This is a genomic window from Bacteroides sp. AM16-24, from assembly GCF_003471885.1.
Lineage (GTDB): Bacteria > Bacteroidota > Bacteroidia > Bacteroidales > Bacteroidaceae > Bacteroides.
Genome location: NZ_QRKI01000002.1, coordinates 484,534 through 505,969, shown reverse-complemented (window position 1 = coordinate 505,969; position 21,436 = coordinate 484,534). Strand labels below are relative to the sequence as shown.

General features: G+C 44.8%; 14 protein-coding genes. 8 read left to right on the top strand and 6 right to left on the bottom strand.

Features of this window, described 5'->3' with window-relative positions; translation table 11 throughout:
• Window positions 1–194 precede the first annotated feature (194 nt).
• On the bottom strand, window positions 195–515 hold the full coding sequence (locus DW182_RS04535) for a helix-turn-helix transcriptional regulator (RefSeq protein WP_007662428.1): 321 nt from the start codon (window positions 513–515) through the stop codon (window positions 195–197).
• Between the two features lie 301 nt (window positions 516–816).
• Between DW182_RS04535 and DW182_RS04530 the strand changes: the two genes are divergently transcribed.
• The 7 genes from DW182_RS04530 (at window position 817) to DW182_RS04495 (ending at window position 15,570) form a co-directional block, all read left to right on the top strand.
• A complete protein-coding gene (locus tag DW182_RS04530) occupies window positions 817–2,475 on the top strand; it encodes a DUF6377 domain-containing protein (protein ID WP_182424485.1) in 1,659 nt (552 codons plus the stop codon).
• Between the two features lie 249 nt (window positions 2,476–2,724).
• Window positions 2,725–5,724: a TonB-dependent receptor gene (locus DW182_RS04525; RefSeq protein WP_007662432.1), complete on the top strand. Its 3,000-nt coding sequence runs from the start codon at window positions 2,725–2,727 to the stop codon at window positions 5,722–5,724.
• A 12-nt stretch (window positions 5,725–5,736) separates the two neighbouring features.
• Window positions 5,737–7,227 (top strand): RagB/SusD family nutrient uptake outer membrane protein, encoded by a 1,491-nt coding sequence (locus tag DW182_RS04520; RefSeq protein ID WP_118294791.1) that lies wholly within the window; start codon window positions 5,737–5,739, stop codon window positions 7,225–7,227.
• Between the two features lie 22 nt (window positions 7,228–7,249).
• Window positions 7,250–8,746 (top strand): SusF/SusE family outer membrane protein, encoded by a 1,497-nt coding sequence (locus DW182_RS04515; RefSeq protein ID WP_044154851.1) that lies wholly within the window; start codon window positions 7,250–7,252, stop codon window positions 8,744–8,746.
• A gap of 4 nt (window positions 8,747–8,750) precedes the next feature.
• The gene (locus DW182_RS04510; protein ID WP_007662435.1) at window positions 8,751–10,541 is read left to right on the top strand and encodes a glycoside hydrolase family 66 protein; all 1,791 of its coding nucleotides are present in this window, start codon (window positions 8,751–8,753) and stop codon (window positions 10,539–10,541) included.
• A gap of 353 nt (window positions 10,542–10,894) precedes the next feature.
• Window positions 10,895–13,393 (top strand): glycoside hydrolase family 31 protein, encoded by a 2,499-nt coding sequence (locus DW182_RS04500; RefSeq protein WP_007662436.1) that lies wholly within the window; start codon window positions 10,895–10,897, stop codon window positions 13,391–13,393.
• A 23-nt stretch (window positions 13,394–13,416) separates the two neighbouring features.
• A complete protein-coding gene (locus tag DW182_RS04495) occupies window positions 13,417–15,570 on the top strand; it encodes a glycoside hydrolase family 97 protein (RefSeq protein ID WP_118294790.1) in 2,154 nt (717 codons plus the stop codon).
• Between the two features lie 93 nt (window positions 15,571–15,663).
• On the opposite strand, the gene DW182_RS04490 is transcribed toward DW182_RS04495, so the two are convergent.
• The 3 genes from DW182_RS04490 to DW182_RS04475 all read right to left on the bottom strand — a co-directional run bounded on the left by DW182_RS04490 (window position 15,664) and on the right by DW182_RS04475 (window position 19,329).
• Window positions 15,664–16,320 carry a DUF4919 domain-containing protein gene (locus DW182_RS04490; protein WP_118294789.1) on the bottom strand — a complete coding sequence of 219 codons (657 nt, stop codon included), beginning with the start codon at window positions 16,318–16,320 and terminating at the stop codon, window positions 15,664–15,666.
• Between the two features lie 243 nt (window positions 16,321–16,563).
• A complete protein-coding gene (locus DW182_RS04485; RefSeq protein WP_118294788.1) occupies window positions 16,564–17,274 on the bottom strand; it encodes a DUF169 domain-containing protein in 711 nt (236 codons plus the stop codon).
• A 390-nt stretch (window positions 17,275–17,664) separates the two neighbouring features.
• A complete protein-coding gene (locus DW182_RS04475) occupies window positions 17,665–19,329 on the bottom strand; it encodes a long-chain fatty acid--CoA ligase (protein ID WP_118294786.1) in 1,665 nt (554 codons plus the stop codon).
• Window positions 19,330–19,387: 58 nt separating this feature from the next.
• Between DW182_RS04475 and DW182_RS04470 the strand changes: the two genes are divergently transcribed.
• Entirely contained in the window at window positions 19,388–19,606 is a 219-nt protein-coding gene (locus DW182_RS04470; RefSeq protein WP_007214267.1) for a hypothetical protein, read from the top strand.
• A gap of 149 nt (window positions 19,607–19,755) precedes the next feature.
• Here the strand turns inward: DW182_RS04470 and DW182_RS22705 are convergent, their stop codons facing one another.
• Both DW182_RS22705 and DW182_RS04465 read right to left on the bottom strand, forming a co-directional pair.
• Window positions 19,756–19,884 (bottom strand): hypothetical protein, encoded by a 129-nt coding sequence (locus DW182_RS22705; protein WP_255421271.1) that lies wholly within the window; start codon window positions 19,882–19,884, stop codon window positions 19,756–19,758.
• Window positions 19,885–19,924: 40 nt separating this feature from the next.
• Complete coding sequence (locus tag DW182_RS04465; RefSeq protein WP_118294785.1) at window positions 19,925–21,379, bottom strand: potassium/proton antiporter; 1,455 nt, start codon at window positions 21,377–21,379, stop codon at window positions 19,925–19,927.
• Window positions 21,380–21,436 lie beyond the last annotated feature (57 nt).

Genomic DNA, 21,436 nt, shown 5'->3' with positions numbered 1-21,436 from the left:
CAAGGGGGCAGAATCGCTTGGTTTTAGGGGGCAGCTTACACTGGATTTTCCAGGTGGTTTCGTACAAAGTTTTGCAACTGAGGCAACCTGTACCTAATACTTTAATTTCCATTATCAGATAGCTTTAAAATGAATAATATATATAATCGTAGTTCGTAGAACAACGAACATTGCTTATAAAAAAAAGGTGCTGTTTATTCACAGCACGAAGTACATTTACATTCACCGAAGAATCCGGTAAACAACTTGCGGGCAAGTTCCCAGTTTTCACGGTTAATGCAATACTTGACTTTCGGTGTTTCTATTTCACCTTGAATCAGTCCGGCATCTTTCAGCTCTTTCAGGTGTTGGGAAACAGTCGCTTTGGCTATTGGCAGTTCTTCGTGAATGTCTCCGAAGTAGCAACTTTCCTGCTTGACTAAAAAATTAAGGATAGCCATTCTTGCAGGGTGTCCCAGTGCTTTTGCAAAGCGAGCTATCTGTTCCTGCTCTGTTGTGTACTGTTTGGTTTTCACTTTATATCTCTTTTATTTGTTGTTCGCAAAACAACGAACAATGTTTGAAATAGCAAAATAAATACGGTTATTTTTTAGATTAATTAAATGAATATTTGTCTTGCCGCATGTCGGTGCTATTTACATATACATGTTGACTATACTAACATGTATATGTAAGTATCTTTATCTTTTAAAAAAGTATCATTTTTGCTTTGAAGATATTGTGATTTAAGTGCTATCTGCATGGGATTCTATTAAATTTTACTTATTTTTGCATAGAACTTCTTGCAGAAGTAACCTTTAACCAATCGAAACTCAGATGAAGAAAATAGTCACATCCTTATATTTGTTATGTTGTGTATGTATGTGTCAGCTCCATGCCGCCAACAATGCTGTAGACTCTCTCTTATCCCAACTGGACCATGTAATTCAAAACCGCCCTGTATACATCAAGCAAAAAGAAAAGAAGCTGAACGACCTGAGACAAGCCTTGAGACAACGCATTTCTGATGAAAACCGCTTTACCCTGTTGGGGGAATATCTGGATGAATACCGTTCCTACAACACTGATTCTTCTCTTTACATTTCCCGTGAGAGATACCAGGTAGCCCTGCGACTGAAAAACAAGGAACATCAAGACAACGCCCTCATGAACACTGCCGAGATTATGGGCACGGCAGGCATGTATAAAGAAGCAATCGACCTGATGCACAACGTACAAATCAATCATCTATCGGATGACCTGCACCCGTATTATTACCATATTTACCGTACAGTCTATGGGCTCATGGCCGATTACGCCGTTACGGAACAGGAGAAAAAACTCTATGCCGAGATCACGGATAGATACCGTGATTCCCTGTTACTGGTCAACAAAGATAATCTTCTAGTGTACACGCTGATTCAGTCCGACCAGCACAATGTGAGGGGCGAGTTCGATAAAGCCATCCAGTTATTGACCGACTACCTGGCAGGGCAGATAGACAATGTGCACGATGTGGCAATCTGTGCCTACACTTTATCAGAGTCATACCGCCTGAAAGAAGACACTGAAAAAGAGAAGGAGTATTTGATTCTTTCCTCCATTGCAGATATGAAGTCTGCAGTGCGCGAATATATTTCTTTGAGGAAACTGGCTGTGTTGCTCTATCAGGAAGGAGACATAGACCGTGCCTATTCGTATTTGAAACTGTGTATGGACGATGCCGTGTTCTGCAACGCCCGGTTGCGTATTTTGGAAATCCTGCAAATCTTTCCCCTCATCAACGACACTTATCAGCAAAAGGCTGAAAAGCAACAGGAACAAATGAAATGGGCGTTAATCTCTATCAGCTTGCTGTCCATCTTCCTGCTGATCGCCATCTTCTATGTGTATAAGCAGATGAAACGCGTAGCAGCTGCACGCCATGAAGTGATAGATGCCAACAAGCGTCTGAAAGAATTGAATGAAGAACTCCACCGCTACAATCTGCAACTGAAAGAAGCCAACCACATCATTGCCGAAAACTCCTACCTGAAAGAGGAATACATCGGCCGCTATATGGACCAGTGTTCCGTATATTTGGAAAAGATGGACAACTATCGCCGTTCGCTGGGCAAGATAGCCGCTACGGGCAAGGTAGATGAGCTATACAAAAACATCAAATCTTCTAAGTTCATAGAGGAGGAGTTGAAAGAGTTTTATGCCAATTTTGATAATACCTTCTTGCAACTGTTTCCCACTTTTGTAGAAGACTTCAACACCCTGCTTGCCGAAGGGGAGCAAATTTACCCCAAGGCCAACGAACGAATGAGTACCGAACTGCGTATCTTCGCCCTTATCCGTTTGGGAATTACCGACAGTGTGAAGATTGCCCAATTCCTGCGCTATTCTGTGACTACCATTTATAATTACCGTACCAAAGTTCGTAATAAAGCTGCGGGCGACCGTGACCAACTGGAACAGGAAGTAATGAAAATAGGTAAGTCGAGAGACTAAAACCACACTTTTAAGGCATATAAGTGTCTTTTTTACGCTTATATTTTTACTACTTTTTTAGCACAATGTATTTTCTTGATGATATTGATTATCAGTATTTTATGCCTTAATGAACGCCTTGAACTACTACTTTTTCACTCTTTTCCCCCTTATTGCTTCCTCTTATCAGATACATTTGCATTGTTCCTTCACGGAGGGGACAAATGCATGTGAATCTATATTTTATTACTAACTTTAAACTCTTATATTATGCAAAAGTACAAAATGCCGATCAGGCTTCGAATCATGGTTTGTCTGATAGGGATGTTACTTCCGATGTGCATGTTCGCACAGCAAATCACAGTACAAGGTGTAGTGAAAGACCAGACCGGAGAAACCGTTATCGGGGCCAGTGTGGTGCAGAAGAACACAATGAACGGTACGATAACGGGTATTGATGGCGATTTCTCGCTGAATGTGCCTTCGGATGCCGTTATAGTAGTTTCATTCGTAGGCTATAAGTCTTTGGAAGTTCCCGTGAAAGGACAGAAGCAGATTATGGTAACACTCTCGGAAGACAGTGAGATGCTGGACGAAGTGGTGGTTATCGGTTATGGAACCATGAAGAAAAGTGACCTCACCGGTGCTGTTTCCTCCTTGGGAAGCAAGGACATCAAAGATGCTCCCGTTTCTAATCTGGGACAAGCCATTCAGGGCCGCATCTCCGGTGTGCAAGTAGTGGATGCCGGAAAGCCCGGTGACAATGTATCTATCAAGATTCGTGGTCTGGGTTCCATTAACAACTGCGATCCGCTGGTGGTGATTGACGGTGTGCCTACCGACCTGGGGCTGTCTTCACTGAACATGGCGGATGTGGAACGCCTGGACGTATTGAAAGACGCATCGGCTACAGCCATTTACGGTTCGCGTGGAGCCAATGGGGTAGTGATGATTACCACCAAGCGCGGAACGGAAGGGAAAGGCAAATTGTCAGTATCCGCTAATTGTGCTTTCCAGAATGCCACGAACGTTCCTTCTTTGCTGAACGCAAGCCAGTATGCTGATTTGAGTAATGATATGATGGTGAACAGCGGTCGCAACCCGAACCCGAATTGGGCAAATCCTTCGGAACTGGGTGCAGGTACCGACTGGATGGACGAATTGCTGCGCACGGGTGTGATGCAGAACTATACGGTAAGTTATTCCGGAGGAAACGAGAAGTCTCATTATTATGTATCCGGTGGTTTTCTCGATCAGTCGGGTACGGTGCGTAGTGTAAACTATCGCCGTTTTACGTTTCAGTCCAACAGCGACGCACAGGTGCTGAAGTGGTTGAAGTTCTCCAATAATATAACTTTCAGTACTGATACGAAGGATTCGGGCAGTTATAATATCGGTGATGCGCTGAAGGCTCTTCCCGTTCTTCCGGTGAAGAATGAAGACGGTTCATGGAGTGGTCCGGAAGGTAATTCAGAATGGTACGGTAGCATCCGCAACCCGATAGGACCTACGCAACTGAACAAGAGCCAGACGAAAGGTTATAACTTCCTTGCCAACTTGACGGCGGAACTGACTTTTACCAAATGGCTGAAATTCAAGAGCACTTTCGGCTACGATGCCAAATTCTGGTTCATCGATAACTTCACGCCGAAATATAACTGGAAACCTATTCCGACGGAAGAAACTTCACGCTACAAGAGCGATAATAAATCATTCACTTATCTGTGGGATAACTATTTCCTGTTTGACCATACCTTTGCAGAAAAGCATCGTGTGGGAGTAATGGCGGGTTCGTCTGCACAGTGGAATGAGAATGATTACCTGAATGCGCAAAAGAATGTCTTCATGTTCGACAATGTACATGAAATGGATAACGGTCAGGAGATGTACGCCATTGGCGGCAGTTCCAATGAATGGGCGTTGCTCTCTTACATGGCACGTATCAACTACTCTTACGAAGACCGCTATATGCTGACGGCAACTGTCCGCCGTGATGGTTCCAGCCGTTTCGGTAAAAAGAACCGCTGGGGTACTTTCCCTTCTGTATCTGCCGCATGGCGCATTTCGCAGGAAAGCTGGTTCCCGAAGAACGACGTTGTGAACGACCTGAAAATACGTGCAGGATATGGAGTGACGGGTAGCCAGGCAAGTGTCGGTAATTATAGTTACCTGGCATCTTACAACACCAGTGTATATCCATTCGGAACAACGAGCGGCAATCAGACCGCATTGGTTTCCTCTACGCTTGCCAATCCTTACATTCATTGGGAAGAGGTGGCACAGACGAATATCGGTTTCGATGCGTCCCTGTTTAATTCACGGATTGTATTCTCACTGGATGCTTATCTGAAAGAGACAAGGGATATGCTGGTAAAGGCATCCATCCCCATCACATCGGGATTTGAAGATACCACCACCACTTATACGAATGCCGGTAAAGTGCGCAATCAAGGTTTGGAAATGAGTCTGCACACTATCAACCTGACTGGAGAACTGGGCTGGGAAACGAACGTGACCGCCACGTACAATAAGAATAAGATTAAGGACCTGAACAGCGCGGTTCCTTACTATATCAACCAGATCAATAACTCGTATGTGACGATGCTGGCAAAAGACTATCCGATTAATGCCTTCTACGGCTACGTGACGGACGGCTTGTTCCAAAATCAGGCGGAAGTGGATGCGCATGCCGTGCAGCCGGGAGCTGAACCGGGCGATATCCGTTTCAGGGATTTGAACAACGACGGTGTCATCAACGACAGTGACCGCACGGTGATTGGCAATCCTAATCCCTGTTGGTTCTTCTCAATGAACAACAACTTGTCTTACAAAGGATTCGAGCTTTCCGTATTCTTTCAGGGAGTGGCCGGCAATAAGATTTATAACGCCAACAATATCGACAACGTCGGAATGGCTGCCGCATACAACCAGACGACTGATGTGCTGAACCGTTGGCGCGGAGAGGGGACAAGCTACTCCATGCCGCGTGCCGTGTTCGGTGATCCTAATCAGAACTGCCGTGTATCCGACCGCTTTGTAGAAGACGGATCTTACTTGCGTGTGAAGAACATCACACTCTCTTATACCTTCCCGAAACAATGGTTGCAGAAGTTACAGATAGAGAATGCACGCCTTTCCCTTTCCTGTGAGAATGTGGCTACCATTACCGGATATTCCGGTTTCGATCCGGAGGTGGATATTAACGGTATTGATTTGTCCCGTTATCCCATTTCCCGTACATTCAGTGTAGGATTAAACTTTAACTTTTAAATAGATTCGGATATGAAAAAGATAACAAACTTACTATACGTGCTGGCTGTATTGACGCTGGTATCATGTAACGACTTCCTGGATAAGTCGCCCAAATATGCCGTTGATCCTGAAACAACCGTGACCGATGATGTGGCCGTGGCACTGACAAACGCTTGCTACAAGGCGCTTCAGTCTTCCAATCTCTACAATCAGCGTATGTGGTCGCTGGATATCGTTGCGGGTAACAGTCTGGTAGGTGCAGGTGGTGGTACGGATGGTCTGGAAACCATACAGGCATCCAACTTTATCACGCAGAGCGATAATGGGATGGCTCTGTATATGTGGCGTTCTCCGTGGGTAGGCATCGGGCAGTGCAACATTGTACTGACCAGTCTTCCGCAGGCCGAAGCCGTATCGGAAAGCATAAAGAACCGTTGTATGGGTGAAGCATATTTCCTTCGTGCCCATTACTATTATATCTTAGCCCGTTTGTATGGCGGTGTTCCTTTGCGTCTGGAACCTTATAATCCGGGTGGATCTACTGCAATAGCACGCACTACGTTGGATCAGACTTATGAGCAGATCATTTCGGACTGTAAGAATGCAGTCGATTTGCTTCCGGCGAAAGCGGAATATAATGAAGAAGAAAAAGGACGTGCCTGTAAGGATGCTGCCCTTGCCATGCTGGCGGATATCTACCTGACACTGGCTCCCAACCATACGAGCTATTATGAAGACGTGGTGGAACTGTGCAATGAGATTACGAACCTGGGGTACGACCTTTCCATTTGCAAGTATGAAAATAACTTCGATGCTACCATCAATAACGGTCCTGAATCTCTGTTTGAGGTTCAGTATTCCGGAAGTACGGAATATGATTTCTGGGGAACGGACGGTCAGTCTTCTTGGCTTTCCACTTTCATGGGGCCTCGTAACTCGGACTTTGTTGCAGGCAGCTACGGCTGGAATCAGCCTACGGATGAATTTGTGAGCCAGTATGAAGAAGGTGATAAACGGAAGGATCTGACGATTCTTTATGCAGGTTGTCCGGACTTCGACGGGAAGACTTACAAGAGTTCTTATTCCAATACCGGATATAATGTCCGCAAATTCCTGGTTTCCAAGACTATTTCACCGGAATACAATACGAATCCCAATAACTTTGTTGTGTACCGCTACGCGGATGTCTTGCTAAAGAAAGCGGAAGCGCTGAATGAAATGGGACAACCCGGGCAGGCTGCCGCTTCCTTGAATATCGTTCGCAAACGTGCCGGATTGCCTGAAGTTTCGGGCCTGTCGCAGGAGGCGATGCGTGAGAAGATTATTCACGAGCGTCGCATGGAACTGGCTTTCGAAGGACATCGCTGGTTCGATATGATCCGCATCAATAATGGAGAGTATGCCATTCGCTTCCTGCAATCCATTGGGAAGAACAGTGTGAACAAGAATCGCCTGTTGTTCCCCATTCCGCAGACGGAAATGGATGCGAATATACTGATGACACAGAATCCGGGTTATTAATCACTTAAATCAGAAGAAGAATATGAAAAGATATATCTCACATCTAGTATTTGCATTGCTGGGTTGCATGGTATTGTCTGCATGCGTGGACAATGACTATATGGAACTGGACAAGGGGCACAATGAGCTGGCGCTTTCCACCAGCAACACGGAAGTCGTTTTGAACGAACAGGCGCATGGCGATGATGCCCTGGAACTTTCTTGGACAACGGGCACGAATTATGGTACGGGAAATAAGATTTCCTATACACTGGAACTAGCCAAGGCGGGCAGTAATTTTACCGCTCCTTATGTGGCTTTGGAGGATGTCGTGCAGGAATATACCTGGAAGAAGAGCGTGGAGGAATTGAATAACATCCTTCGTGAATATTTCGGTGCGGAAGCTACTGAAAACATCTCTCTGGAAGCACGCTTAACAGCCAAAGTAACGGATCGGGAAGAGACGCAGGTAGCCACCACCTCTTTTAGTGTCACTGCCTACAAACCGTTGACTTCCACTCTTTACCTGATAGGGGATGCCACTCCCGGCGGTTGGAGTGCGGATGATGCAACGGAAATGACCCGGAAAGACAATGGTATCTTTACATGGACGGGAAAAATGACTGCGGGTTCCTTCAAGTTTATCACTACGCTGGGTTCTTTCTTGCCGTCATACAACAAAGGAACTGACGGAAAGCTGGTGCTTCGTACCAGTGCTGATCAGCCGGACGAACCGTTTACGATTGAAGAAGAGTTCAACTATGTTGTTGAAGCGAATCTGTTTACTGGTGTTGTTACCCTGACTCAGACCGAGAACCTCAGACCGGCTTACGATCAACTTTATTTCGTAGGAGGTATGAACGACTGGGGATTTGTGCCGATGAAAAAGGATGTGCTCGATCCGTTCCTGTTCCGCTATGCCCGTTTGTTCGATGCTGGTCAGGGTGGGGAATTTAAGTTCGGAACTTCGGAAGGAAGCTGGGAGAATATGTATAAGGCAAAGAATGCCGATGCCGCTTACACCGATACGGAAATGGTATTTGTGAAAGGGTTCGATCCTGACAATAAATGGGTGCTGAAAGATGTCGAATGTGGTAAGGCTTATAAGATATGTGTCGATATCCGTGCAGGGAAAGAGCGTATGATGATGAGCGAATTTGTTCCTTATGAGATGATTTATATGGTAGGGGATGCTACGCCTGCGGGATGGAGCATTGGAGATGCCACACCGATGCAGGCCACAGATAGTCCGTATGTATTTACCTGGCAAGGTGTACTGAATGTGGGTGAGTTGAAGCTGACCTGTGATAAGAAAGAGGACTGGAACGGTGCCTGGTTTATGCCGACCGTAGCCGACCGGCAGCCTTCGGGCGAGACGGAACCAATGCTGTTCCTGGATAAGGCCAGTGATGCTTTCAAAGCTCAATATCCGGATGTAATGATTGGAGGCATCGACCAGAAATGGAAGATCACGACGGCAGGTTCTTATAAGATTACCCTGAATCAACTGGAAGAGACGATTTCGATAGTGAAACAGTGAAACGATGAAATATATAGTTTATGCAATGGCTGCCACGTTCTTTTTGGCTTCGTGCAGCAAAGACAATGATGAAACCGGCGGTGGTAACGGTGGTGGAGGAGAAACAGGAGGAGTGACTGATGTCACTCCTGTTACCTCCGATTTGACTGTGAACCTGACCACTGACAAGGCTTGCTACCGACCGGGTGAAACCGTTTCCTTCACAGCCGATGTCCTGCCTGCGGGAGCAAAGGTACGTTACCGCACTTTGAACCAGGTAATCTCCGAACAGGCAGCTGCAGGCAGTTCTTGGACGTGGACTGCCCCTGCAACGGATTTCACCGGATATCTGGCGGACGTTTATCGCACTAAAGAAGACGGTACGGAAGTTATTCTCGGTACTATTGCCGTCGATGTATCCAGCGACTGGACACGCTTCCCGCGTTATGGCTTTGTCGCCACTTTCGACGCTTCTAAAACGGAAAGTAAAATTCAGGAGGAAATGGCTTTTCTGAACCGTTGCCATATCAATGGTGTGCAGTTTCAGGATTGGCACAACAAGCACCACTGGCCGTTGGGCGGTACGCGCGAACATCTCGATGCAGTATATAAGGATATTGCCAACCGGGATATCTATACACAGTCGGTAAAGGATTATATCCGCGTCCAGCACTCGTATGGAATGAAGGCGATGTTCTATAATCTTTGCTTCGGTGCGCTCGATGATGCAGCGGGTGACGGTGTGAAAGAAGAATGGTACATCTTTAAAGGCACAGGACATACGGATAAGGATGCCCATACGTTGCCCGACAGTTGGAAAAGCAATATCTATTTGCTCGATCCGGGTAATGCCGAGTGGCAGGCATATATTGCCCAGCGCAACGATGATGTCTATGCCAATCTTGACTTTGATGGCTATCAGATAGACCAGTTGGGCAACCGTGGCGACCGCTATGATTACAAGGGGAATAAGGTGAATCTGCCTAAGACTTATGTTTCGTTTATTGAAGCCATGAAGGGGAAACATCCTGATAAACGACTGGTGATGAATGCAGTAAGTAGCTACGGGGCATCCCAGATTGCAGGTACGGGCAAAGTCGACTTCCTGTATAATGAAGTTTGGGGGGATGAAGCTGATTTCACGGACTTATATACGATCCTGAAAGCGAACCATCAGTACGGAAATCAGGCACTGAAGACGGTGTTTGCGGCTTATATGAATTATGAGAAGAGTTCCGGTGAATTCAATATGCCGGGAATCTTGCTGACGGATGCGGTGATGTTTGCTCTGGGCGGTTCGCACCTAGAATTGGGAGGCGACCACATGTTGTGCAGCGAATACTTCCCGAATACCCGTTTGCAGATGAGTGATGCCTTGAAGACGGCTGTTGTGCGCTATTATGACTTTATGACTGCTTATCAGAATCTTCTTCGCGATGGCGGGAAGGAAGACGAGGTAACTTTGGTATGTACGGATGCGAGCAAGAATCTGAATCTGAACACTTGGCCACCACAGAAATCAGCCATTACTTCTTTCGCCAGAAGGGTGAACGGTAAACAGGTGGTTCATCTGCTGAACTTCCTTAGTGCAAACAGTTTAAGTTGGAGAGACCTGAACGGGACAATGCCCGAACCACGGTTGGTGACTAAAGTGCCCTTGAAGTTGAATGTTGCGGGGAAAGTGAGCAAAGTGTGGGTGGCTACTCCAGACGCACATGCCGGAGCTTCGCAGGAATTAGCTTTTGAACAGAAAGACGGAACGATAACCTTTACGCTTCCTTCACTGAAATACTGGAGCATGATTATAATAGAATAAACGGTTATTGGGGTTGATTCAAAATAAATTGGAAAGAAAAGAGTGGTAAGGGGGTAAAGTGATAGGGCGATAAAGTAGCTGCGTTATATATCGCAGAGATTTGTTAGAATTTATTAACGGCAATGTGGCTTTTGTAACTTTCTGATTATCAATACCACTAAACCACGCCCTATTCAGTATACGACTGAACCCTATTAAGTATACGACTGAATGGCATTCAGTATACGACTGAATTAGGTTCAGTATACGACTATTTTGGGAATATACATAATTTGTAAACAATATACACCACTACCCTGTTTTTTCAGTTCATAATCGCTACAGAAAGAACAGATTATAAAAGATATAGAACCATGAGAAAATATATATATTTATTTTTAATGCTGTGTTGCCTGTCTCTGCATTTATATGGCGGAAATGTAACGGGAAACTGTACTTCTTATTCGCAGGAAGGGAGAGATGTTACGTTTCATATAGACGATAATTCGGCTGTGCAGTTGCAACTTTGCAGTTCCTCCGTTGTGCGCGTCTGGTTTTCGCCGGACGGTAAGTTGCAGCGGGGAAATCCTTCCTTTGCGGTGATTAATGAAAAATTGGAAGATGTAGGCACTGTTCGGGTGGACGAACAGAATGCCTGCTATGAGATATTTACGCCTAAACTGCGTATCCGCGTCAACAAGGCTCCGTTCAGCTTGCAGATATTCGACAAGTATCAGAAGCTTTTATTCAGTGACTATGCCGACAAGGGACATATCAGCGACGGAGAGCGTAAAGTGGAGTATAAGACTCTACGTCGGGATGAGCATTTTTTCGGTTTGGGTGAAAAGACTGGCAAGCTGGACCGCCGAGGCGAATCTTATAAGATGTGGAACAGTGATAAACCTTGTTACAGCATTGTGGAGGATCCCCTGTACAAGAGTATCCCTTTCTTTATGAGCAGCTATCGCTATGGTATATTTCTGGATAACACGTATAAGACAGAATTTAAATTCGGTACTGAAAGCCGTGATTATTACAGCTTTGAAGCTCCCGGTGGGGAGATGATTTACTATTTTATCTTTGGTAAGGATTATAAGGAAATCATGAAGCAGTATGTCGCATTGACCGGACAACCCATCATGCCTCCGAAGTGGGCACTGGGCTTTGCACAATGCCGTGGTCTGCTGACTACCGAGAAGCTCTCTTATGAAATAGCCGAAGGATATCGCAAGCGTGGCATTCCTTGTGACATCATCTATCAGGATATCGGTTGGACACAATACCTACAGGATTTCAACTGGCGGAAAGAAAACTATCAGAATCCGAAGAAGATGCTTGCCGACCTGAAAAGGATGGGCTTCAAGGTGATTGTTTCGCAAGACCCTGTCATCTCCCAGGCCAATAAAAAGCAATGGGAAGAAGCGGACCGCCTCGGCTATCTGGTGAAAGACTCCACCACGGGTAGAAGCTATGATATGCCTTGGCCGTGGGGTGGCAACTGTGGTGTGGTGGACTTTACCATTCCCGAAGTGGCGGACTGGTGGGGAGCCTATCAGCAGAAACCGATAGATGACGGCATTGCCGGCTTCTGGACGGATATGGGTGAACCTGCCTGGAGCAATGAGGAACAAACGGAACGTCTTGTAATGAAACACCATCTGGGTATGCACGATGAAATTCATAACGTGTATGGTCTGACTTGGGACAAGGTGGTAAAGGAACAGTTTGAGAAACGGAATCCGGATCTTCGTGTCTTCCAGATGACACGCGCCGCCTATGCAGGATTACAGCGTTACACCTTCGGCTGGACCGGAGATTGCGGCAATGGAGATGATGTGCTGCAAGGCTGGGGACAGATGGCTAATCAGATCCCGGTACTTTTATCTGCCGGACTGGGAGTAATTCCTTTCGTGGCATGTGACATTTCCGGTTATTGCGGGGACATTGAAAATTATCCCGCTATGGCGGAACTTTATACCCGTTGGGTACAGTTGGGAGCGTTCAATCCTCTGAGCCGTATTCACCATGAAGGAGATGTGGCGGTAGAACCGTGGCTCTTTGGGGAGGAAGCGGAGAAGAACGTTAAAGCTGCCATAGAAATGAAATATCGCTTGCTGCCTTATATTTATACTTATGCCCGCGAAGCGTATGAAACGGGTTTGCCGATTATGCGCCCTATGTTTATGGAATATCCGGCGGATTTGGAAACGGTCTCTACGGATGCACAATTCATGTTTGGTAGCGAACTGCTGGTGGCTCCGGTGGTGAAGAAGGGGGCAACTAATAAGAATGTTTATCTGCCCGAAGGTATCTGGATAGATTATAATGACAAGCGCACGGAATATAGCGGTGAACAGTGGACTACGGCAAATGCTCCCCTGAATACCATTCCTATGTTTGTGCGGAAAGGAAGTATCATCCCTCAGATGCCTGTGATGAATTATACGGATGAAAAAGCGGTTTATCCGATTACATTTGAGGTATTTCCGGCTGCGGTGGGCGGTGAAACGTCTTTCTCCCTGTATGAAGATGCAGGAACTGATCTGGGGTATCAGCGTGGAGAATTTATGCGTACTCCTGTATCTTGCCGGACAACGGAAAAGGGATATGTATTTGAAGTCGGGGAAAAGATGGGAGAAAAGTATGCCCTTCCGGGAGAACGCAACCTAATGTTTTGCATTTATACCGGGCAGATGCCGAAGGAAGCGCTTATTGACGGACAGAAAGTAAGGAAGATGAAAGCGGAAAAACTGAATGAAGGGATGGAAACGGAGTTCAAGGTTACCGCATGGTGTCCGGATAAGAAACAGAATCTTTGTATGTTGAGATTGCCGGATGACGGGGTGAAACACACGATTGAATTTATTTATTAATACCAACCATAAAAAGTATAGTTATGAGAAAGTTAATGCTTAGTGCAATTTGTCTTCTTTTTGCCTTAGCGGGGAAAGCGGAAGGAGTGTCGTCTCCTTCGGGCCAGGTGAAGCTGGATTTCGAATTATCAAAGAATGGCACTCCAACCTATCAGGTGGAGTATAAAGGGAAATTCGTGATTAAGCCCAGCACCTTGGGACTGGAATTGAAGAATGCCAATAATCTGTTGGATGGTTTTGAAGTCCTGAAAGCTTCTACCTCTACCTTCGACGAAACCTGGCAACCGGTGTGGGGAGAGACGAAAGATATTCGTAATTACTACAACGAATTGCTGGTTGAATTGAAACAGCCCGCTACAGATCGTTATATGAACCTTCGTTTTCGTGTATATGATGATGGCGTAGGATTCCGTTATGAGTTTCCACAACAGAAGAACCTGGTTTACTTTGTGATAAAGGACGAACATACCCAGTTTGCTATGGCGGGCGATCATACCGCCTGGTGGATTCCCGGTGATTACGATACTCAGGAATATGATTATACGGAATCCAAACTTTCGGAAATTCGCGGTTTGATGCAGGGAGCCATTACTGATAATGCGTCACAAAACCAGTTTTCACCGACAGGTGTACAGACTTCCCTCCAGATGAAAACGGCTGACGGAATCTATCTGAATCTCCATGAAGCCGCTTTGGTGGATTATTCGTGTATGCACCTGAATCTGGATGATAGGAACCTTGTCTTTGAATCCTGGCTGACACCGGATGCACAGGGTGATAAAGGGTATATGCAGTCACCTTGTCATACTCCGTGGCGTACGGTGATAGTCAGTGATGATGCCCGTGAAATGCTGGCTTCCAATCTGATACTGAATCTGAATGATCCCTGCAAGTATGAGGATACTTCCTGGATTAAGCCTGTGAAGTATGTAGGCGTATGGTGGGAAATGATTGCGGCAGGCAAGCCGTGGGCTTATACATTTGATCTCCCTTCTGTAAAACTGGATGAAACGGATTATACGAAAGTGAAACCGAATGGTATTCATCCCGCCAATACGGAGAATGTAAAGAAGTACATTGATTTTGCTGCGGAGCATGGTTTCGACCAGGTATTGGTAGAAGGCTGGAATACCGGTTGGGAAGACTGGTTCGGCAACAGTAAGGATTATGTTTTCGACTTTCTCACTCCATATCCTGATTTTGACATCAAATATCTGAATGAGTATGCCCACTCCAAAGGTGTCAAACTGATGATGCATCATGAGACATCAGCTTCCGCACGCAACTACGAACGCCACATGGAGGCCGCCTATGACTTGATGAACCAATACGGTTACAATTCCGTGAAAAGCGGTTATGTGGGCAATATCATTCCGCGCGGTGAATATCATTATGGGCAGTGGATGAACAACCATTACCTGTATGCCGTGACCGAAGCTGCCAAGCATAAAATTATGGTGAATGCCCACGAGGCTGTACGCCCCACTGGTTTGTGCCGTACGTATCCGAACCTGATAGGAAATGAATCTGCCCGTGGTACGGAATATGAAGCTTTCGGAGGCAGCAAGCCTTTCCACACGACCATTCTTCCTTTCACCCGTCTGCAAGGTGGACCGATGGATTATACGCCAGGTATCTTTGAAATGGATATGAATAAACTGAATCCGAATAGTCACGCTCATGTAAACTCTACATTGGCGCGTCAGTTGGCACTCTACGTCACGATGTACAGCCCTCTGCAAATGGCAGCCGATCTGCCTGAGAACTACGAACGCTTTATGGATGCTTTCCAGTTCATTAAAGATGTGGCTCTGGATTGGGATGACAGCCGATACCTGGAAGCAGAACCGGGACGCTATATCACGGCTGCCCGCAAGGCGAAAGGTACGAATGATTGGTTTATAGGTTGTACCAGTAGTGAGCAGGGACATGCTTCTACTCTGAAATTGGATTTTCTGGATGCTGATAAACAGTATATAGCTACTGTTTATGCGGACGCAAAGGATGCTGATTATAAAACGAATCCGCAGGCTTACGTAATCCGTAAAGGGATTGTTTCTCCTAAAACCGTACTGAAATTGAAAGCGGCTCCGGGTGGTGGCTACGCTATCAGCATTATGGAGGTGAAAGATAAGGCGGAATTGAAAGGATTGAAAAAACTGTCCGGTTATATCTGATAAACCGGAATATCTGATAGATAAAAATCCCCTTCTTCAATTCTCCGATCACCAAGTACGGTAATTAGGAGTGGAGGAAGGGGATATTGTTTTTTATTTGAATAAATCTTCCATATAGTCCAATGAACGGCTGATATCGAAGTAGATTTGAGTACCCTCATAGTATGGACTGCTTTCAAATTCCATCAGGTCGCAATTGTTCACCAATGATTGTTGCTTCAGGCCTTCTACTTTGAAAACATTGTTTAATATCTGATATTCATCATTGACGCTGATGACTTTGAATGCTGTATCTTCGCTTGTGCCATCTCCACTGGATATGATGGCAGAGGAAAGTTTTATGTATTTATCTATATAAGCCTGAACTTCTTCTTCTCTTTGCAACTCACTCGCCAGATTCATGGCATAAATGAGTAATTTAAGAGATACAGGATTCTTTTTCCGACATTCCTTTAATAGGGCATAGGCTTCTTCCCATTTCTTTTCTTCCATTAGCGTCTCAAGCTCTTTCCAAAGCTCCATACTCCCTTTGTATTTTGGGGTGAAAGAATGACCGTAGTAGATGAGCGCGTAATCGTTTAAGGATAATAAGCTATCATTAACTTCAAAGCGTTCAATCAGCTGTTGGTAATCATCCGACTGGTTTTCCACATACTTTTTAATAGTAGCATAGTTTACTTCGATATTCTCTTGCGGGAATACACATACGGAGAGTAGAAGAAGATTGATGAGTAACAGTGTTCTTTTCATGGCATTATTATTTTAAAGTATTACCACAAAGAAAAGCCTTTTGCGAGGATATTCCAAACGTATGGACATAAAAAAAGGAGTACCGCTGTACTCCAACCTTTGTTAACCTTAAATCTAATACTATGAAAAACACAGTGCAAAGGTACGGATATTCTGCGTATTTCCAAATGATTAGGTCAATATAAGTGTTTTTATAACACTAATTAAAAGATAGATACTGTTTCTTTACTTTTTTTCAAGGTTTTATTCGTTGATACGCTCTTTTATCTTTCCCCAGGCGTGTGTATCGAACAGGCAACTTTCGCGCATGGTGTGATACATTTCTTTGAAACGGGACATGGGAATAGTGAAACTCAACAGATTGGCTTCAAAGTGGGGACGCACGGACGGATCGAAGAAGCCGAGGAAACAGCGCTTACCGTTTTTTTGGTTTTCAAGAACAGTAAGGGTTACAACAGAACTGCAACCGGAACCGAAAGGAGCAGCTACGGTATCGAATGCATTCGTATCATAAAAAGCCCATGTGGTAAGTCCTGACAGGATATCAGGCGTAGCAAGGAACAGCAAACCCTCTACATCATCGAAAGAAGCAAGTTTATCTATCCGAGCAAAATGCAGATAGGCTTTTTCTGTACGTGGTACCTGGATTTGTTTTATGAAATCTGTTACCATTTCAGGAGTCTTTTTGTACTTCTCTTTCAGGGATACGAAGTTAGGTACGTGTATCGGCATTTCCGTGAAACCGGTGTAGAATTTTCCGCCGCCACATCCTATGACGTCGCTGTTCAGGCTGATGGTTTTACCTTCCCTTACCTGTTGCAGGCCCTTGAAGAAGCAACCGCTGATTTTTTCTGTTTCGTTTTCCTGTTTGTCAGAGTACCAGAAGGCGATGGGAAGTTCAGCACGTTCACCAAATGCTTCCCGATAATTAGTCATAAAAGTATGTATATCCATGATAACAGAGTTTTGGTTTGGAAGTAAAGATAACAATTGATTGCCGGATTATTGAGGATTTTACTTATTTTTGCATAGAAAACTATAATTCCATATTGATTATGAAAGCACGCATTTCTTGTTTCTTCCTATTTGTTTTTTTCTTTGTGCAGATAGTGAAAGGAGAAGATGATACTTTGTGGCAACTTCCGCTTCTGATATAAATATTCCGGAAAGTACGAACATAAAAAAAGGAGTACCGCTGTACTCCAACCTTTGTTAACCTTAAATCTAATACTATGAAAAACACAATGCAAAGATACGTACTTTCGGGATAACTGCAAATTATCCAAATAAAAAAGTATGTTCTATAACATTAATTAAAAATATAGACTTAATCTTATATCTTTGTTAACCTTTAGCCTCCTGATACATAAACCGTTTAATAGATTTTTTGGCTGTCTTTTCAAATTCTTCGAAATGTATCTTCACCTTTGATATCTGGCAATAAGCCGGTAATTGCTGGTTGAGTTCGTTACGGTTAGCTTCCATCATACGCTCTACATCCGTTTGTTGCAGTCCATTGGCAAATGCATCGTCAAAGTCCGGATAAATCAGTGCTACCAATTTTTCTTTTTGCAACACAATGAGTGACTCGGAAACGTAAGGCATATTATTCAGTTTGCTTTCAATCTCTTCCGGGTAGATGTTTTGTCCGCTGGAAGTGAGCAACATATTCTTGCTGCGCCCGCGAACGGTTACATAACCTTCCGCATCCATTGTGCCTAAATCGCCTGTATGCAGCCAGCCATTTACGTCAATGATTTGTGAAGTTGCTTCTTGGTTCTTATAATATCCCAGCATCAGGTTGGTACCCCGACAAATGATTTCTCCTGCTATCTTTTCTGGATCAGACGAATCTATCTTCACTTCCATGCGTGTGGCTGCTTTACCGCATGATGCCAACTTCATGGTTTCCCAGCGGCTGGAACAGATGATCGGGCCACATTCCGTCATACCGTAAGCGATGGTGTAGGGGAAGCTTATCTGTTTGAGGAAGCGTTCTACTTCTGCATTAAACGGGGCTCCACCGATGATAATTTCATCGAAGTTACCACCGAATATTTCCATTGCTTCTTTGCGGGCAAGAGCTCTGATCTTGTCATTGATGATAGGAACATGGAGCAGTAACTTACCGATTTTATTATCTACACGGGGCAGAATATTCTTTTTGATAATCTTTTCTACAATCAGAGGCACACATGAGATGACACGTGGCTTGATTTCAGCGAAAGACTGTGCGATAATTTTAGGAGTCGGCATGCGAGTGAGGAAGTAGATGTGTGCCCCGGCTGAAAAACCGTAAAGGAAATCGTAAGTCATTCCGAACACATGTCCCATAGGAAGCATGGAAACTATGTTATCGCCCGGTTTCACCGGAAGCATCTCATGGCAGTAATTTACGTTGGACCAAAGGCTGCGATAGGGGAGCATAACACCTTTGGAATATCCGGTAGTACCGGAAGTATAGTTAATGATGGCAAGTTCTTCCGGCTCATCCTTCCGGTAACAGATATGCTCGGGGCGGAAGTTTTTAGGATAGCGCTGTCCATATAGAGTATTGCGGTGCTCAAAAGCTTCCATCAATCGTTTGTCGCGACAGACTACAGGGGTGAATTCAGTCATCAGAATAACGCCCAGCAATTGCGGCATGGCGTCTTCATTCAGGTTTTCCCACACCTGGTCTCCCACAAAAAGCAGTCTGGCTTCTGAGTGATTGACGATATTATGTATATTATCCGCTTTAAATTCGTGAAGGATAGGCACAATAACAGCTCCATAAGTGATGGATGCCAAGAAAGTAACTGCCCAGTGTGCACTGTTACGACCGCAGACGGCAATTTTATCACCCGGTTGGATACCGGCACTTTCCAGTACAATATGGAATTTTGCAATCTTGCGAGCCACGTCTTTATATTGGAGAGTAGCACCTTTATAGTCAGTCAAGGCGTTTAAGTTCCAGTTCCGAATGATGCTTTGTTCAATGTAATCAATGAAGTGTTGTTCCTGTTCCATCTGTTAAATTTGCACACTTTAGTTAAAACTGCGCAAATATAGAGCTAAATGTGATGGCGTGCAAGTTTATATATTTATTCTTTGGTGGGAGGCGAAAGAAAAAGAAAAAATAACCAATTGTACTTTCTTTTGCCTTGATGCAAAAGAAAGATACCAAAGAAAAAATCAAGGCTGCACTTCCGGGGCTACTCCGAAAGTATTTTCAGCTAAAGGGCAGGAACTCGCTTCGCTCAAACAGCCTGCCCTTCTTAACGCCGAAAATACTTTCTACGCTTAACGCCCCTACAGTGAGGCCGGGAGACCATTCGGCGTGAATGAGGAAATATTACGTGATTCTGTATCACATAGGTGCTTCACAGTCTTGTGCGCGCAACGCTTTATTGCGAGCACTCTATCGCGCAGCCTTCAGGCATAGGCGTAGGTGCGTTAGGCGGAGATATTGTCAGGCGCAGGTAAGGGGCGATCTGTTTGGGCGTAACGAGTTTGAGCCCCGTCTGCGCATGGCAGTATCGGAGTAGCACCGTAGACGTAGCCCGTGCCCTTTCTTTTTGGCATCTTTTTCTTTCGGGCAAACGAAAGAAAAAGTACACACATATTAATCACTACTCTTCTTATCCGAAATCAGCAACAGCTTATCCCCCAAATGCAATTTCAGTGATCCGTTCGGTATCAGGAACTCCGTGCCTCGTTTCACAATCATTACGAGTGCTCCATTAGGCAGAGTGATATCCTTCAGGGTGTCGCCTTCTTCCAGCATTTCCGTGGTAACGGTCATATCACTGAGATCGCTGTCTATTTCTTCGGGCAATTCCACACCGAATTCATTGCCGGTCTTCTCCAACGGAGTAGAAAGTTTCAGCATGCGGGCGGCCAAGGAAACGGTAGTACCTTGGATAACGAGAGAAACAATCGTGATAAAGAATACGATATTGAAGATCACATCGGCACCCGGTACTTGCGCTACTACCGGATAAGTGGCGAAGATGATAGGCACTGCTCCACGCAAACCTACCCAGGAAACAAAAAGTCGCGAACGGTTTGTGATCCTCTTGCCGAAAGGTAGCAAACAGAGGAAGACACTGAGTGGGCGACCGATAACAATCATAAATACACCGATAAGTGTTGCCACCAAAGCAATATCGAGTAATTCGTGAGGATTTACCAACAAACCGAGGCAAAGGAACATGATGATTTGGAACAGCCAGGTTAATCCATCCATGAAAGTATAAATCTCTTTACGATGCATTATCTTGTTGTTACCTACCATAATACCGGCAATGTAAACAGCGAGGTAACCATTTCCTTTCAGAAGATCGGTAATGGCGAAAGTGAAGAATACAAATGCAAGCAGAAGAATGGGATAAAGGGCCTGATTATCAATGTTGAGTTTATTTAGCATGAGGATGGCAAGTTTGCCAAGAAGGTATCCGGCAGCCGCACCTACTATGAATTGGATAACGAACGAACCGAAGATACCTCCAATACCCATTCCACCAGATTGTATGAACTGTATCAGCACGATGGTAAGCATGTAAGCCATCGGGTCATTACTACCACTTTCAAGCTCCAGCATGGGGCGAAGATTGTGTTTCAGATTCATTTTCTGCGAACGTAAGATGGCGAATACAGAAGCGGAATCGGTAGATGACATGGTGGAGGCAAGCAGTAGGGATGTAGTGATAGGAAGATAAATATTTGACCAACTCATGCCGGCAATCCACCAGATGAAAAATCCTGTAAAGACGGCAGTAAGCAGTACGCCGAATGTGGAGAGGACAATACCCGGAACAAGAATCGGTTTAATTTCGCTGAATTTAGTATCCATACCGCCGGAAAACAAAATAACGCTAAGAGCAACCATACCAATAAATTGTGCTTCTTTAGCGTTATGAAACTGTAGTCCGAAACCATCGCTACCGAAAATCATGCCGACGACAAGGAATAGTAACAGGGCAGGGACTCCGAATCGATAGCCGGTCTTGCCGACAATAATACTAATGAAAAGTAAGATAGAACCAATTAAAAGAATGTTTTCTGCTGTAAAAATCATAAATTAGGTATTATTTAAGTTGTTTATTCAAGGATTTAGTTATCGCAAAGCGAAGTT

Excerpts from the sequence above, each read along its gene's own strand:
- DW182_RS04465 (WP_118294785.1), bottom strand. The coding sequence starts at position 21,379 with ATGATTTTTACAGCAGAAAACATTCTTTTAATTGGTTCTATCTTACTT.
- DW182_RS04475 (WP_118294786.1), bottom strand. The coding sequence starts at position 19,329 with ATGGAACAGGAACAACACTTCATTGATTACATTGAACAAAGCATCATT.
- DW182_RS04510 (WP_007662435.1), top strand. The coding sequence starts at position 8,751 with ATGAAATATATAGTTTATGCAATGGCTGCCACGTTCTTTTTGGCTTCG.
- DW182_RS04520 (WP_118294791.1), top strand. The coding sequence starts at position 5,737 with ATGAAAAAGATAACAAACTTACTATACGTGCTGGCTGTATTGACGCTG.
- DW182_RS04500 (WP_007662436.1), top strand. The coding sequence starts at position 10,895 with ATGAGAAAATATATATATTTATTTTTAATGCTGTGTTGCCTGTCTCTG.
- DW182_RS04490 (WP_118294789.1), bottom strand. The coding sequence starts at position 16,320 with ATGAAAAGAACACTGTTACTCATCAATCTTCTTCTACTCTCCGTATGT.
- DW182_RS04515 (WP_044154851.1), top strand. The coding sequence starts at position 7,250 with ATGAAAAGATATATCTCACATCTAGTATTTGCATTGCTGGGTTGCATG.
- DW182_RS04530 (WP_182424485.1), top strand. The coding sequence starts at position 817 with ATGAAGAAAATAGTCACATCCTTATATTTGTTATGTTGTGTATGTATG.
- DW182_RS22705 (WP_255421271.1), bottom strand. The coding sequence starts at position 19,884 with ATGCCAAAAAGAAAGGGCACGGGCTACGTCTACGGTGCTACTCCGATA.
- DW182_RS04525 (WP_007662432.1), top strand. The coding sequence starts at position 2,725 with ATGCAAAAGTACAAAATGCCGATCAGGCTTCGAATCATGGTTTGTCTG.
- DW182_RS04485 (WP_118294788.1), bottom strand. The coding sequence starts at position 17,274 with ATGGATATACATACTTTTATGACTAATTATCGGGAAGCATTTGGTGAA.
- DW182_RS04495 (WP_118294790.1), top strand. The coding sequence starts at position 13,417 with ATGAGAAAGTTAATGCTTAGTGCAATTTGTCTTCTTTTTGCCTTAGCG.